General features: G+C 58.0%; 16 protein-coding genes. 7 read left to right on the top strand and 9 right to left on the bottom strand.

Features of this window, described 5'->3' with window-relative positions; translation table 11 throughout:
- The 3 genes from ACR0D7_RS14535 to ACR0D7_RS14525 form a co-directional block, all read right to left on the bottom strand.
- Positions 1-103: GTP-binding protein (locus tag ACR0D7_RS14535; protein WP_377181647.1), on the bottom strand; the 103-nt coding region annotated here is incomplete at its 3' end.
- A 113-nt stretch (positions 104-216) separates the two neighbouring features.
- Positions 217-810, bottom strand: a complete 594-nt coding sequence (locus ACR0D7_RS14530) for a hypothetical protein (protein WP_480679627.1) — start codon at positions 808-810, stop codon at positions 217-219.
- A gap of 96 nt (positions 811-906) precedes the next feature.
- The gene (locus tag ACR0D7_RS14525) at positions 907-3,255 is read right to left on the bottom strand and encodes a DNA topoisomerase IV subunit A (RefSeq protein ID WP_480679626.1); all 2,349 of its coding nucleotides are present in this window, start codon (positions 3,253-3,255) and stop codon (positions 907-909) included.
- Positions 3,256-3,457: 202 nt separating this feature from the next.
- Between ACR0D7_RS14525 and ACR0D7_RS14520 the strand changes: the two genes are divergently transcribed.
- The 6 genes from ACR0D7_RS14520 (at position 3,458) to ACR0D7_RS14495 (ending at position 7,752) form a co-directional block, all read left to right on the top strand.
- Positions 3,458-4,066 (top strand): SH3 domain-containing protein, encoded by a 609-nt coding sequence (locus ACR0D7_RS14520; RefSeq protein WP_480679625.1) that lies wholly within the window; start codon positions 3,458-3,460, stop codon positions 4,064-4,066.
- 69 nt (positions 4,067-4,135) lie between these two features.
- Positions 4,136-4,966, top strand: coding sequence for an SDR family NAD(P)-dependent oxidoreductase (locus ACR0D7_RS14515; RefSeq protein ID WP_480679624.1), 831 nt, complete (start codon positions 4,136-4,138; stop codon positions 4,964-4,966).
- 80 nt (positions 4,967-5,046) lie between these two features.
- Positions 5,047-5,250, top strand: a complete 204-nt coding sequence (locus ACR0D7_RS14510; RefSeq protein ID WP_170388220.1) for a twin transmembrane helix small protein — start codon at positions 5,047-5,049, stop codon at positions 5,248-5,250.
- Positions 5,251-5,823 carry a cob(I)yrinic acid a,c-diamide adenosyltransferase gene (locus tag ACR0D7_RS14505; protein WP_480679623.1) on the top strand — a complete coding sequence of 191 codons (573 nt, stop codon included), beginning with the start codon at positions 5,251-5,253 and terminating at the stop codon, positions 5,821-5,823.
- 241 nt (positions 5,824-6,064) lie between these two features.
- Complete coding sequence (locus tag ACR0D7_RS14500) at positions 6,065-6,823, top strand: electron transfer flavoprotein subunit beta/FixA family protein (RefSeq protein WP_170388280.1); 759 nt, start codon at positions 6,065-6,067, stop codon at positions 6,821-6,823.
- On the top strand, positions 6,823-7,752 hold the full coding sequence (locus ACR0D7_RS14495; RefSeq protein ID WP_480679622.1) for an electron transfer flavoprotein subunit alpha/FixB family protein: 930 nt from the start codon (positions 6,823-6,825) through the stop codon (positions 7,750-7,752). Before ACR0D7_RS14500 ends, ACR0D7_RS14495 begins: the two co-directional genes overlap by 1 nt.
- A gap of 60 nt (positions 7,753-7,812) precedes the next feature.
- Here the strand turns inward: ACR0D7_RS14495 and ACR0D7_RS14490 are convergent, their stop codons facing one another.
- Positions 7,813-8,631: a DUF6473 family protein gene (locus ACR0D7_RS14490; RefSeq protein WP_480679621.1), complete on the bottom strand. Its 819-nt coding sequence runs from the start codon at positions 8,629-8,631 to the stop codon at positions 7,813-7,815.
- Between the two features lie 163 nt (positions 8,632-8,794).
- On the opposite strand from ACR0D7_RS14490, the gene ACR0D7_RS14485 reads away from it, so the two are divergent.
- A complete protein-coding gene (locus ACR0D7_RS14485; RefSeq protein ID WP_170387274.1) occupies positions 8,795-9,670 on the top strand; it encodes a 3-hydroxybutyryl-CoA dehydrogenase in 876 nt (291 codons plus the stop codon).
- Positions 9,671-9,764: 94 nt separating this feature from the next.
- Here ACR0D7_RS14485 and ACR0D7_RS14480 read toward each other — a convergent pair whose 3' ends face one another.
- From ACR0D7_RS14480 to ACR0D7_RS14460, 5 genes are read right to left on the bottom strand one after another with little or no spacing between them, the layout of a single operon-like run.
- On the bottom strand, positions 9,765-10,664 hold the full coding sequence (locus ACR0D7_RS14480; RefSeq protein ID WP_170575467.1) for a lysophospholipid acyltransferase family protein: 900 nt from the start codon (positions 10,662-10,664) through the stop codon (positions 9,765-9,767).
- A 39-nt stretch (positions 10,665-10,703) separates the two neighbouring features.
- Positions 10,704-10,973, bottom strand: coding sequence for an HPr family phosphocarrier protein (locus ACR0D7_RS14475; RefSeq protein ID WP_170387270.1), 270 nt, complete (start codon positions 10,971-10,973; stop codon positions 10,704-10,706).
- A 2-nt stretch (positions 10,974-10,975) separates the two neighbouring features.
- Positions 10,976-11,383 (bottom strand): PTS sugar transporter subunit IIA, encoded by a 408-nt coding sequence (locus tag ACR0D7_RS14470; RefSeq protein ID WP_170387268.1) that lies wholly within the window; start codon positions 11,381-11,383, stop codon positions 10,976-10,978.
- Positions 11,380-12,273, bottom strand: coding sequence for an RNase adapter RapZ (gene rapZ, locus ACR0D7_RS14465; protein WP_480679620.1), 894 nt, complete (start codon positions 12,271-12,273; stop codon positions 11,380-11,382). Before rapZ ends, ACR0D7_RS14470 begins: the two co-directional genes overlap by 4 nt.
- Complete coding sequence (locus ACR0D7_RS14460; protein WP_480679619.1) at positions 12,258-12,728, bottom strand: HPr kinase/phosphorylase; 471 nt, start codon at positions 12,726-12,728, stop codon at positions 12,258-12,260. The genes rapZ and ACR0D7_RS14460 overlap by 16 nt, the downstream gene beginning before the upstream one ends.
- Positions 12,729-12,730: the final 2 nt, after the last annotated feature.

The following is a 12,730-nucleotide window of genomic DNA, read 5'->3' as shown; positions in this document are numbered from 1 at the left end:
ACTTGGTGATTGCTGCGGTCAGCGTGGTCTTGCCGTGGTCAACGTGGCCAATCGTGCCGATGTTGACGTGCGGTTTTGTACGCTCAAACTTTTCCTTTGCCATTCCTCAGGCGCCCTTTTGTGCTTTGGGGGACCCTTGGTCCCGTGGTTACATCTGCGCGCGCGAGATATTTGGTTCAAAGGGGAAAATCAAGCACATCCTGCGTTAAAACCCGTTTAGGATGCTGGATTTTGCGTCACCACGCCGGAATCGAGCGGTTGGATCAGGTTCGGACGGCGATCAAACCATCCGTTCTCCTCATGTTCTTCGGCCAGCCATTCCTCGACTCGGTCCGCGACTTTCAGGGCCAGTCCGCTCATTTGTTCTTCTTTGGTGCGCTCGTGGCCCGAACCTTTCAAAGCGCTGCCACCGGTCGTGTCTTCCAGAACCTGGAACTGTTTCCCCTTGGCAAGGAATTCTTTCTTGTTCACGTCGTACACGTTCACCAGAACGATCGCCGTGCTTTTGGGGTTATAGATCACCGGGATGCCCGGTGGAGCCAGCATATAGCCTTCGAGGCTGATTCCGATGTCATATTCCTGCGCGCCCACATAGCGACCCAACCGGATATCGACCGCGTTCTGGATTGCAGACGTCCATTCGTCCGGAGTGGCGTCCCGCGACACCGGCCCCTGAACCGCCTTGTCAGCAAAGGCATAGTTCACCCGCAGTTTGAATTCCCCAAGCGACTCGGGCTCTTCATACAATTGCGTCTGCGTACAAGCGCCCATCAGGGCCAGTCCGGTGATCAGTGTCAGAATGCGCAACATGTCTCTTCTCGATAGGCCTGTTTTCCTTGATCTAACGCACCGATACGGCCTGTGCCAAGCCGTATCGGCGGAATTCCACTCCAGACGCCTGCCCGATCACGAGAATTTATAATCACGCGGGAAGCCGTAGGGCGGCTTTTTCCCGACGCTGGCGCGTTTTGCCAGCCATTGGGACATATCGGCCTCGTGCCGGGTTTTGTCGCCACCCATGGACCATTTCAGACCCTCTTCCCAGTTGAAGGTGGTAATGTCTGACAGACCGCCATCCAACTCCAGCGTACCCTGCCGTCCACGAGCCATGTTGTATTTCTGCAGACGTACACCCTTGCCACGAGTCATCTCGGGCAGTTCTTCCGCTGGGAAGACAAGGAACTTGCCGTTCTGGGAGACAACCGCAACGTGGTCGCCTGCAACCGGCTTGCAGATCATCGCCGTTTCGTCGCCTTTGACGTTCAGCACCTGTTTACCGTTGCGCGTCTGGGCCAGTACGTCATCTTCGGGCACCACAAAGCCATTGCCCGCGTCCGAGGCCACCAGCAGCTTGCGCCCGGGCTTGTGGATCAGGATGTCGATGATCTGTGCCTCGTTCGGCAGGTCAACCATCAGACGCAGCGGTTCGCCCATGCCCCGCCCGCCGGGCAGGTTGGCGGCGCTGACCGTGTAGAACCGCCCATTCGAGGCAAACACCAGCAGTCGATCCGTGGTCTCCGCGTGGAAAATGAAGCGCGGGCCGTCACCGTCCTTGAACTTCAACTCGCGCTTTAGGTCGATATGACCGGTCATGGCCCGAATCCAGCCCATCTGAGAGCAGACAACCGTGATCGGTTCGCGGTCGATCATCGCCTCAAGCGGGACTTCCTCGACCTGCCCGGCCTCGGCGAATTGAGTTCGGCGTGCGCCGCCTTCGTAATCCTTGCCGAAGGTCTTTCTGGTGTCTCTCAACTGTTCGGCGATCTTGGCCCATTGCAGGGCGGGATCGGCCAGCAGGTCTTCGAGATTGGCGCGTTCCAGCATCAGCTCGTCCCGCTCACGGACTAACTCCATCTCTTCCAGACGGCGCAGGCTGCGCAGGCGCATATTGAGGATGGCGTCGACTTGCACCTCGGACAACTCGCCCTCGCCCGGCTCGGGCGAGACATAATCGGCCTCGCTGGTGGCGCGAACATGATCGATCCCCCAATCCTCGCGCATCAGCGCAGCTTTGGGGTCGTCATCGTAACGGATAATGTCGATCACACGGTCGAGGTTCAGGAAGGCAACAATAAAGCCCTCCAAAACTTCCAGCCGGTGGTCGATCTTCGCCATCCGGTGACGCGAGCGGCGGATCAGAACCTCTTGCCGGTGATCAAGGAAGGCGCGCAGCACTTCCTTCATCGAGCAGACCTTGGGCGTTACGCCGTCGATCAGTACGTTCATGTTCAGACTGAATCGAACCTCAAGGTCCGAGTTGCGGTAGAGCATCCCCATCAGCACCTCGGGGTCCACGTTTTTGGAACGTGGCTCAAGGATCAGGCGGATGTCATCGGCGGATTCGTCGCGCACATCCGCGAGTATGGGAATTTTCTTGGTCTGAATCAGCTCAGCGATCTTTTCGATCAGTTTGGATTTCTGAACCTGATAAGGGATCTCGGTGACGATAATCTGCCACTGGCCACGCCCCAGATCCTCGACCTCAAACTTACAGCGCAGGCGGAAACTGCCGCGTCCCGTACGATAGGCCTGCGCAATATTCTCGGGCGGTTCGACGATGACGCCGCCGGTCGGAAAGTCCGGGCCGGGCACATAGTTCAATAGCGTGTCGTCGCGTGCATCCGGTATCTTGATCAGATGCAGACAAGCGTCGCACAGTTCGGCGATGTTATGCGGCGGGATGTTCGTCGCCATGCCTACCGCGATGCCGCTGGATCCATTGGCCAGCAGATTCGGGAATTGCGCAGGCAGCACGACCGGCTCGGTCAGCGTACCATCATAGTTGTCGCGGAAATCGACGGCGTCTTCGTTCAGACCCTCAAGCAGTGCCTCGGCCACGATGGTCATTCGCGCCTCGGTGTATCTCGAGGCCGCCGGGTTATCACCGTCGATATTGCCGAAGTTCCCCTGCCCGTCGACCAGCGGGTAGCGGACGTTGAAGTCCTGCGCCAGACGCGCCATCGCATCATAAATCGCGGCATCGCCGTGCGGGTGATAGTTACCCATCACGTCACCGGAAATCTTCGCGGACTTACGGAACCCACCCGTCGCGCTGAGTCGCAGCTCTCGCATCGCGTAGAGGATTCGCCGGTGAACCGGCTTCAGCCCGTCGCGCGCATCCGGCAAGGCACGGTGCATGATGGTGGACAGCGCATAGGTCAGATAGCGTTCGCCAATTGCACGGCGTAGCGGTTCAGCTATCTCGCCCCCATTGTCAGGGGTCTCCATATTGGGGTCGTCGATCGTATCGGTCATATATGATGTGATACGCCGCAAGAGCGCCTTGGTAAAGCAAGCAACACGTATTTTGCTGGGGACAAGTGGCGCTTTTTGCAACAGGGGGAGGCAACCCCCCGATTTCCCCCGTCTTTCGACTCGAACCCTGAAATATGGTACGCTGAGTGGATTAGATTTCTGCCTATTTCTTATTTCCAGCTATTGATCCGGGGGATGCGCCATGACGCGCCTTATTGTTATCACTTTCGCTGCACTCGGTTGGTGTTTCTACGTGATGAGCGACGGACCAGACTTCGAACCGCGTGGCCTGCGCGCTGAGCAGCCTGTTCGGGTAGCGCCCACCCCGATCCGATCAGTCGCATCTGCCCAGCCCGAAGAGCTTGTGACCAACGTCACGATCCGCGCCCCGTCAATTCGCACCAAGCCAGAGCCTGCTTTGGAAGAGGTGGTTGAGTTCATAGCAGATGACGCCAGCCTCGCGTCATTCCCGGGCTTCTCGGTGTTCGAGGATCAAAGCGCCAACATCACCTTGGCCTCACTTGAAGATGGCGTGGCCGGGCTGCGCCAGATTGCGGACGAAACACAGGACACCCAGACCGCGGCACCTTCCATCCCCGAACCCACAAAAGACATCCGAGAGATTTCGGGTACCCGAGTGAACATGCGCGACGGGCCGGGCACGATCTACCCGATCATAGGCAAAGCCACCATGGGTCAGCAGGTCGAGATTCTGAGCGAGTCCGGCACCGGCTGGCTGCGTCTGCGCGTGTTGCCGCAGCAACAGGTCGGCTGGATTTCGGCCTCGTTGGTGCGAAAAATCTCAAACTGACGCAGTCGTGTCATTGTCCTGCCCCCATCCTCGCAATAGCTATAGGTGAGGTTCGGAGGCGGGAAGACCATGCAGAAATCCATTCTTATCACCGGCTGCTCCTCAGGCATTGGGCTGGATGCCGCACATGGCATGCGCGCCCGGGGCTGGCGGGTATTCGCATCCTGCCGTCAGCAGCGCGATTGCGATCGGCTTCGGGCGCAGGGATTTGAAAGTCCGCGCATCGATTACACAGACACCGATAGCATTACCTCAGGTGTGGCTTGGGTGTGCGAAGCCACTGGCGGCACGCTGGATGCACTGTTCAACAACGGAGCGCATGGCCTGCCGGGTGCGGTCGAGGACCTGCCGACAGACGGCCTGCGCCAGATATTCGAGGCCAATTTCTTTGGCTGGCACGAACTGACCCGACAGGTGATTCCTGTTATGCGGGCGCAGGGGCATGGGCGAATCGTTCAGAACTCATCGGTGCTGGGTCTGGTGGCTTATCCCTGGCGCGGTGCTTATGTGGCCACAAAATACGCGGTCGAAGGCCTGACAGACACGCTGCGTCTGGAACTGGCGGATTCTGACATCAAGGTGATCCTGATCGAACCCGGCCCGATCACTTCAAAAATCCGAGAAAACTCGATCCCCTTCTTCGAACGTTTCATCAACTGGGAAAGCTCGGCCCTGCGAGAGCGCTATGAGTCTTCACTGTTGAAAAGATTATACGAATCCTCCCCGGGTCCAGACAGGTTCGAACTGCCTGCGTCAGCGGTGACCGACAAGCTGGCGCATGCTGTCGAATCCAAGCGACCGCGCGCACGGTACTACGTTACGACGCCGACCTATATTGCCGGATACCTGCGCCGCATCCTACCAACCCGAACCATAGACCGAATCCTGTCGGACGTCTGAGGCGAAATTACCCGTTCGCTTTTCATGTCCATAGGTCTAGATGATAGCCTAAGAAAACAGAAAACGCGGACGGTGTACCCATGGACCTACTGATGGTCATTTTATTGCTGGCCATGGCGGCTGTTGTCGTCGTGCTGGCGATCGGCATCTCAAACTTCGGCAAGAGCGGCAAAGCGGCCGCAATGAAAAGCAACAAGATGATGCGCCTGCGCATTCTGTTTCAGTTCATTGCCGTGATACTGATCGTGCTTTACGTCTGGCTGCGTGGACAAGGGGCACAGTAAATGGTCGTTCTGAACAAGATTTACACCCGCACCGGCGATGACGGCAAAACCGCTTTGGGCAACGGCGAACGCGTTGCAAAATATTCCGGCCGTGTCGCCGCCTATGGCACCGTGGACGAATTGAATTCATTCGTCGGTGTGGCCCGCACCGAAGCGGACGGCGAGGTCGACGCCGCCCTGTCCCGCATCCAGAACGACCTGTTCGATCTTGGCGCAGATTTCTGTCGCCCTGATATGGAAAAAGATGCCGAGGCCGACTATCCCCCGCTGCGCATCGTTGCATCTCAGATTGACCGGTTGGAAGCTGAGATCGACGTCATGAACGAAGCGCTGGAGCCGCTGCGCAGCTTCATTCTGCCCGGCGGTTCACGTTTGGCAGCGCATCTGCATGTGTGCCGGACGGTCTCGCGCCGGGCCGAGCGTCTGGCAGTTGAATTGACCAACATGGAGCCGGTAAATACGGCCGCCGTGAAATACCTCAATCGCCTCAGCGATTGGTTCTTTGTCGCCGCGCGTTGCGCCAACGAAAACGGCACTCAGGACGTGCTGTGGGTTCCGGGCGCGAACCGCTGAAAGCGGCGCAGTGTCCAGTGGACACTGCGGCGACCGGAAGGGCGGAACCCCGGCCCGAAGGGCGGGCGCTAACCGTTAAGTGATGGGAAGTTGCGTCAAAAAACACAAAACGCGACGTCCCAGGGCCATGGCGTGACGATTTTGCCCTGTTGCAGGTCGAATTGAGGCGTTATTCATCCCCCCGAGAGCATTGGTGGAGTCGCTGGGCGGCTTACCGTTATTTGTGAGGAGCAAACGCAAAATGAAGGTACTCGTGCCTGTCAAACGCGTGATTGACTACAATGTGAAGGTCCGCGTGAAAGCGGACGGGAGCGGAGTTGATCTCGCCAATGTAAAGATGTCGATGAACCCGTTCGATGAGATTGCCGTGGAAGAGGCGATCCGTCTGAAAGAGGCCGGCAAGGCAGACGAAGTCGTGGCCGTATCGATCGGCGTGAAGCAGGCGCAGGAAACACTGCGTACCGCACTGGCCATGGGTGCCGACCGTGCGATCCTGGTTGTTGCTGCAGATGACGTGCATCAGGACATCGAGCCGCTGGCCGTTGCGAAAATCCTGGCCAAAGTGGTCGAGGAAGAGCAGCCGGGTATCGTTCTGGCAGGCAAGCAGGCGATCGACAACGACATGAATGCCACCGGTCAGATGCTGTCGGCCCTGCTGGGCTGGTCGCAGGGCACCTTTGCCTCTGAGGTGGACATTGAAGGCGACAGCGCCAAGATCACCCGCGAGGTGGATGGCGGTCTGCAGACCATCAGCGTCAAGATGCCGACCATCGTCACCGTCGACCTGCGCCTGAACGAGCCGCGCTATGCGTCGCTGCCCAACATCATGAAGGCGAAGAAAAAGCCGCTGGATGAGAAAACCGCCGCCGATTACGGCGTGGACGTCACTCCGCGTCTGGAAGTGGTCAAAACCGAAGAGCCACCGGCACGTGCTGCAGGTATCATCGTGGGCTCGGTTGACGAGCTGGTCGGGAAACTCAAAGAAGCGGGGGCTGTGTAATGGCTGTTCTTCTTCTCGCCGAAGTTAACAATGGTGAGCTGTCGTTGGACGCCACCGCCAAGGCCGTCAACGCCGCAAAGGCTCTGGGTGACGTAACCGTTCTGGCCGCAGGTGGGTCCGCCGCCGCTGCCGGTGAGGCCGCCGCCAAGATCGACGGTGTCTCCAAGGTTCTGGTTGCCGAAGACGAATCACTGGGTCACCGCCTGGCGGAATCGACCGCAGCTCTGATCGTGTCGCTGGCCGATGGCTACGAACACATCGTCGCCCCCGCCACCACCGACGCCAAGAACGTGATGCCGCGCGTTGCCGCGCTGCTGGACGTGATGGTGATCTCGGATGCGTCTGGCGTTGTTGACGGCTCGACCTTCGAGCGTCCGATCTACGCGGGCAACGCGATCCAGACCGTCAAGTCGAACGACGCCAAAAAGGTTGTCACCCTGCGGACCGCCAGCTTCGACGCGGCGGGCGAAGGCGGATCGGCGCCGGTCGAAACCATCGCAGTTCCGGGTTCCGAAGGTCTGTCGTCATGGGTCGAGGACAAAGTTGCCGAAAGCGACCGTCCGGAACTGACCTCGGCAGGCGTTGTTGTCTCGGGTGGCCGTGGTGTTGGCTCGGAAGAGGACTTCAAACTGATCGAAGGTCTGGCCGACAAACTGGGCGCGGCGGTTGGTGCCTCGCGTGCGGCAGTCGACTCGGGCTATGCACCGAACGACTGGCAGGTGGGTCAGACCGGTAAGGTTGTTGCCCCGGATTTGTACGTTGCTGTCGGCATCTCGGGTGCGATCCAGCACCTTGCCGGTATGAAGGACTCGAAGGTCATCGTTGCGATCAACAAGGACGAAGAAGCGCCGATCTTCCAGGTTGCCGACTTCGGACTGGTCGCCGACCTGTTCCAGGCCGTGCCGGAACTGACCGAAAAACTGGGCTGATCACAGCCCAAGCCGTTTCGAAGAAGTATCTTAAAAGGCCCGCCAAATGGCGGGCCTTTTTCAATGGAGGTTCCGGATCGGTCCCACCAGTGCATCCGCGATGGATTTGTGCGCCGCAGGGCCGATCATATGCTCAGCCATTGGCTGCTGCAGGGTGCCGAACAGCATATCTTCTATCTCGTCAGATTGGCCGGACACATAGGCAGACAGTTCGACACACTCCCTCGTAAACGGACGAACGACATCCAGCATCTGTTGCGTGACAGTGACCGGCCCCCTTTCGGTCGGAACGTCGTCTTTGTTTTGCAGGACCTTCAGGGCCAACAGAACAACCGGCGCATCCAGCTTTTGCAGTAAAGTTCTGATTTTCTGCACCCAAATGCCGCGCAGTTCGTCAGCAACCACTTCAAAGCGAGCGTCCTGATATCCTTGCAGCAAGCGCATCAGATGCCCCACGAAATGCACATTGGTGAAGTCGACCTCGGGGTAGAGGTCAACCAATGCAGCGGTTGGCGCCAAAACCCGGTCATTGCGCCGGGGATGAACCCGGTAGAATTGATTCGACTGGCTCAGAACACCGGGGGCCTGCAGAACACACAGCTTGGCCCCGTTCATCAGGTTGAACAGCCCAGCGTCGCCGCACAGCGCCTCGACCCCGCAGAAGAGGCTGCCAAAGTTCAGACAGCGCCGATCCAGCCGGTTTTCAAGAATCGCCGCATAAGGACTCTCGACAAACCGCCCATAGGTCTCATCTCCGCCGAAACAGCCTATGTAGGCTGTGTCCAGCGACCGCTCTGGGCCACGGAACCAAAGACGTGATTCACCATATTGGCATACTGCATGCCCGGCACCCGCCGAGCCTGTTTGATGATAGCTCATAACACTCACCCATTTTTCACCCAGTTGCCATCTTGCAGCCCCATGTCTTGAGAAAATCCTAATGTGCGCATTTGAAGCAAATTCGATGCGCCTGATCCCCTTGCCGCCCCTACCGATCTGCCAGTACTGTTCCCTCAATCCCTTGGCACAGAGGCATCAGAAAATGGACGTAAAATCAGTCGGAGTTATTGGCGCAGGTCAGATGGGCAACGGTATCGCCCATGTCCTAGCCCTGGCGGAGTATGACGTTCTACTGAATGATGTGAATCAGGACGCGCTTGAGGCAGCTTTGACCACGATCGAGGGCAACATGGCGCGTCAGGCCTCACGCGGGAAAATCACCGAAGAGGCGATGCAGGCCGCGCTTGGTCGTATCCAGACCACGCTTGCGTTGCCTGAACTGGGGCAGACAGATCTGGTGATTGAAGCCGCTACCGAGCGCGAGACGATCAAACAGGCGATATTCGAGGATCTTCAGCCACATCTCCAGCCGCATACGATTCTGACCTCGAACACCTCATCTATCTCGATCACCCGACTGGCCAGCCGCACGGATCGACCCGAGCGCTTTATGGGCTTCCACTTCATGAACCCTGTGCCCCTGATGCAGTTGGTTGAACTGATCCGCGGCATCGCCACTGATGAAGAGACTTTCAGCACCTGCAAGGCCGTCGTTGATCGCCTTGGCAAAACCGCTGCAAGTGCCGAGGATTTCCCCGCCTTTATCGTCAACCGTATTCTAATGCCGATGATCAACGAGGCGGTTTATACCCTTTATGAAGGCGTCGGGAACGTGCAATCCATCGACCAGTCGATGAAACTGGGCGCGAACCACCCGATGGGGCCGCTGGAATTGGCGGATTTTATCGGCTTGGATACCTGTCTTGCAATCATGAACGTGTTGCATGAAGGGTTGGCAGACACCAAATACCGCCCCTGCCCGCTACTGACGAAATATGTCGAAGCTGGGTGGCTGGGCCGCAAAACCGAGCGCGGGTTTTATGACTATCGGGGCGAGGTTCCGGTTCCGACCCGCTAAGGCAGGATGCGGTAAGGCAGAGGGGGCCAGCCCCCTCGCCCGGATTTTATCCGGGCTCGCCCCCGGGATATTTTCGGCCAGATGAAGAGGCGGATCAGCCTTTGAGCGACTGCCCCAACGACAATGTATGCTTTCTGAGCCAGGCCATGAAGCCGCGCGGATCGCGCTCCAGCAATTGCATATCCTCGTCAGAAATCGGGTCACCGATAACCGGAGATTGCGGTTTATGGCATGACCGCACGATCTCATGCAGCAAAAGGCCCTGCCGCAGGATCGGGGAGAGCCTGTTAGCGATCTGATAGGCGCGTGAGTTGCTGCCGGGAAAGAAGATCGGCACCACGCGTGCCCCGGAACGGCGGATCATTTTAGCCGTGAACACGTTCCACTCCCGCTCTTGCGCAGGGCCGAACCAATCGTCCGAGGACATCACGACACCCGATGGGAACAGGGCAACAACGCCACCCTCTTTCAAGTGGTCCATGGCTTTGCCGCGCATCTCTAGCATTTTGCTTTGCGCTTCGGGGTCATGCGGGAAAGGCACAGGGATCATGAACGAGGTCGCGGCCTCATCCAGCCCGGTCAGGACTGAGCGGGTCAGAATCCGATAATCACTGCGCACTTTGCCGATCAGTTCGGCCAGGATCATACCATCCACCATACCGTGAGGGTGATTGGCTACCACGACCACAGGCCCTTCTTTCGGAATACGCGCAATCTGCTCTTGCGGTGTGGTCAGGTTGATCCCCATGATCTCGAGCGCGCCGCCCCAGAACCTCTGACCCCGATAATATTCATTCTTCTTCTCGAACTTGTTGACCATACGCAGGATGGTCAGCTTGCCGGTACACCATTCGATCGCGCGAATGGCCGTCGAAGTCCAGGCATCATCGAACGAGTTTGCATAGGTCAGGGTTCTACGATCGTAGATTTCGCCCTGATCAGTGGTCCCATCCGCCACCGGGCCTGTCTTCGTCTCGTGCGCTGTTTCCGCCAATTCCTGGTATTCCCGTTCTTCGTCGTGAGGCAGATGACGTCAGTACCCTTCCCCGAACTTGTCGTTCACCAAGGTTTCCAACGCATCAGCCAACGCCTCAGCATCCGGTCCGGACGTCTCGACGTCAATAGTCGTTCCGCGTGAGGCTGCCAACATCAAAAGACCCATAATGCTGTCGCCAGATGCAGAAAACCCATCCTTGGATACTTCGGCCTGTGCGTCAAAGCCCTCGACCACTTCAACCAGCTTGGCCGAGGCGCGCGCATGCAGACCTTTTTCATTAATGATTTTCAAGCTTCGATTGGTCATTCTTAATCAGTCCGGTCTTCTTCTAATGTCACATTTTGCGCATTGATATACTTGCGTCCAGCCTCCATCGCCTGCCGCACTGCATCCGCGATGGGCAGGTGGCGGGTTTTGGCCAGTTTAATCAACATAGGCAGGTTGGCACCGTACAGAATTCGGCGATCCTGCGGGGTGCAGGCGCGCAGGCTCAGATTCGATGGGCTGCCTCCGAACAGATCAGTCACCACAACCACACCATCCCCGACATCAACACTGTCGGCCGCCGCGCAGATTTCTGCCTGCTTGGCTTCACGGTCATGATCGGCCTCAATCGAAATTGCGATCAGGCCGGGCTGCTTTCCAACCACATGCTGCATGGCTGCCAGATATTCCTTGGCCAACCCACCATGTGCTACGAGTACAATCCCGATCAATCCGGCCTCACATTCAACGATCGACGTTCCATTTCGCGGTGCCTAATTGCCACTTGCTGCCCCTCTTGCGCAAGGGCCTTTGCGACCGCTTCTGCCATGGCCACCGATCTGTGTTGCCCGCCGGTACACCCAAAGGCCACCGACAAGTGTGCTTTGCCTTCTGCCCGGAAGGTCGGCAACAAGAGTTTCAACAGATCAACCACCCTATCGAAAAACGGTGCGTAATTTGCGTCGCTCTGGATATAGTGCGCCACATCCGGGTTTCGACCATCTTCTGCCCTCAATTCGGGTCTCCAGTACGGGTTGGCCAGAAACCGGCAGTCGAACACCATGTCCAATCCTCGCGGAAGCCCGCGTTTATACGAAAAGGATTCGATGGAGACTGCCAGATGCCGCCCGCCTTGCGGAGCGAACCAGCGTTCAACCTCTTCACGCAGTTGATGAACGTTCAGCGGGCTGGTGTCGATCAGAGTGTCCGCAATCTCGCGGATCGGTGCCAACAGCTCTTTTTCCTGCCGCACACCGGTTTCCGGACTAGCATCAGTGGCGACCGGATGCCTCCGGCGGGTTTCAGAAAAGCGCCGTAGTAACACTTCATCGCTGCAATCGAGGTAAAGCGTCGTCAGGTCGACTTGTTCCATTCGCCGCAACCCGACCGCAAGTTCAATGAACCCAGTCGTCGAGAAATCACGGTTGCGCGCGTCTATGCCCAACGCCATAGGACGATCACTCTCTGAGCCATCAAGCAGACGCATCAACAGCCCCATGGGTAAATTGTCGATGGCCTCGAAACCCAGATCTTCGAGAACACGGATTGCGGTCGAACGGCCCGCGCCCGAAGGGCCGGTAACCAGAACTATACGCCTTTGCGGTGTCATGTGCTGGGCCATGCCGGATCCACTCGTCCCATCTTTAGCAACTGCATGAGCGCTTCTGCCAAATTGGGGATGCCCGCAGCCCTTAGCAAGGGAATAGATTGCCTCAATACGTCAATTGTCATTGGCTCAGGCAGGCGCGCCGTCTCGGTTTTATCCAGATCCACAACGTAGCTGACTGGGATTTGACTTGCAGTTTCCGCACGAAGTAGCCCAACGCCTCGCACCTCGATCAGGCCGCAAAGGTTGGGCGCTGCGTCTGCCACGACTTTGTCATCGGCCCTTTGAAGGGCCACCCGATCATCAGCAACCAACTTCGCCCCTAGCGACATCATCCGCAAGGCCAGCGCAGATTTACCCGCCCCCGAACGCCCCACAATCAGCGCACCCTGCCCTTCTACGGCAACGCAGGTTGCGTGGAGGATGGCACTGTCCTGATGTTGAAAATCCGAGAGGCTATGACCACTCATGC

Source organism: Ruegeria sp. BB7, assembly GCF_056539365.1.
Note: the sequence above shows the minus strand (reverse complement) of the source record. Positions and strands in the feature narration are given on the sequence as shown.

Bases quoted from the DNA above. Each gene is read 5' to 3' on its own strand.
- ACR0D7_RS14530 (WP_480679627.1), bottom strand. From the start codon at position 810: ATGTTGCGCATTCTGACACTGATCACCGGACTGGCCCTGATGGGCGCT.
- ACR0D7_RS14525 (WP_480679626.1), bottom strand. From the start codon at position 3,255: ATGACCGATACGATCGACGACCCCAATATGGAGACCCCTGACAATGGG.
- ACR0D7_RS14520 (WP_480679625.1), top strand. From the start codon at position 3,458: ATGACGCGCCTTATTGTTATCACTTTCGCTGCACTCGGTTGGTGTTTC.
- ACR0D7_RS14515 (WP_480679624.1), top strand. From the start codon at position 4,136: ATGCAGAAATCCATTCTTATCACCGGCTGCTCCTCAGGCATTGGGCTG.
- ACR0D7_RS14510 (WP_170388220.1), top strand. From the start codon at position 5,047: ATGGACCTACTGATGGTCATTTTATTGCTGGCCATGGCGGCTGTTGTC.
- ACR0D7_RS14505 (WP_480679623.1), top strand. From the start codon at position 5,251: ATGGTCGTTCTGAACAAGATTTACACCCGCACCGGCGATGACGGCAAA.
- ACR0D7_RS14500 (WP_170388280.1), top strand. From the start codon at position 6,065: ATGAAGGTACTCGTGCCTGTCAAACGCGTGATTGACTACAATGTGAAG.
- ACR0D7_RS14495 (WP_480679622.1), top strand. From the start codon at position 6,823: ATGGCTGTTCTTCTTCTCGCCGAAGTTAACAATGGTGAGCTGTCGTTG.
- ACR0D7_RS14490 (WP_480679621.1), bottom strand. From the start codon at position 8,631: ATGAGCTATCATCAAACAGGCTCGGCGGGTGCCGGGCATGCAGTATGC.
- ACR0D7_RS14485 (WP_170387274.1), top strand. From the start codon at position 8,795: ATGGACGTAAAATCAGTCGGAGTTATTGGCGCAGGTCAGATGGGCAAC.
- ACR0D7_RS14475 (WP_170387270.1), bottom strand. From the start codon at position 10,973: ATGACCAATCGAAGCTTGAAAATCATTAATGAAAAAGGTCTGCATGCG.
- rapZ (WP_480679620.1), bottom strand. From the start codon at position 12,273: ATGGCCCAGCACATGACACCGCAAAGGCGTATAGTTCTGGTTACCGGC.
- ACR0D7_RS14460 (WP_480679619.1), bottom strand. From the start codon at position 12,728: ATGAGTGGTCATAGCCTCTCGGATTTTCAACATCAGGACAGTGCCATC.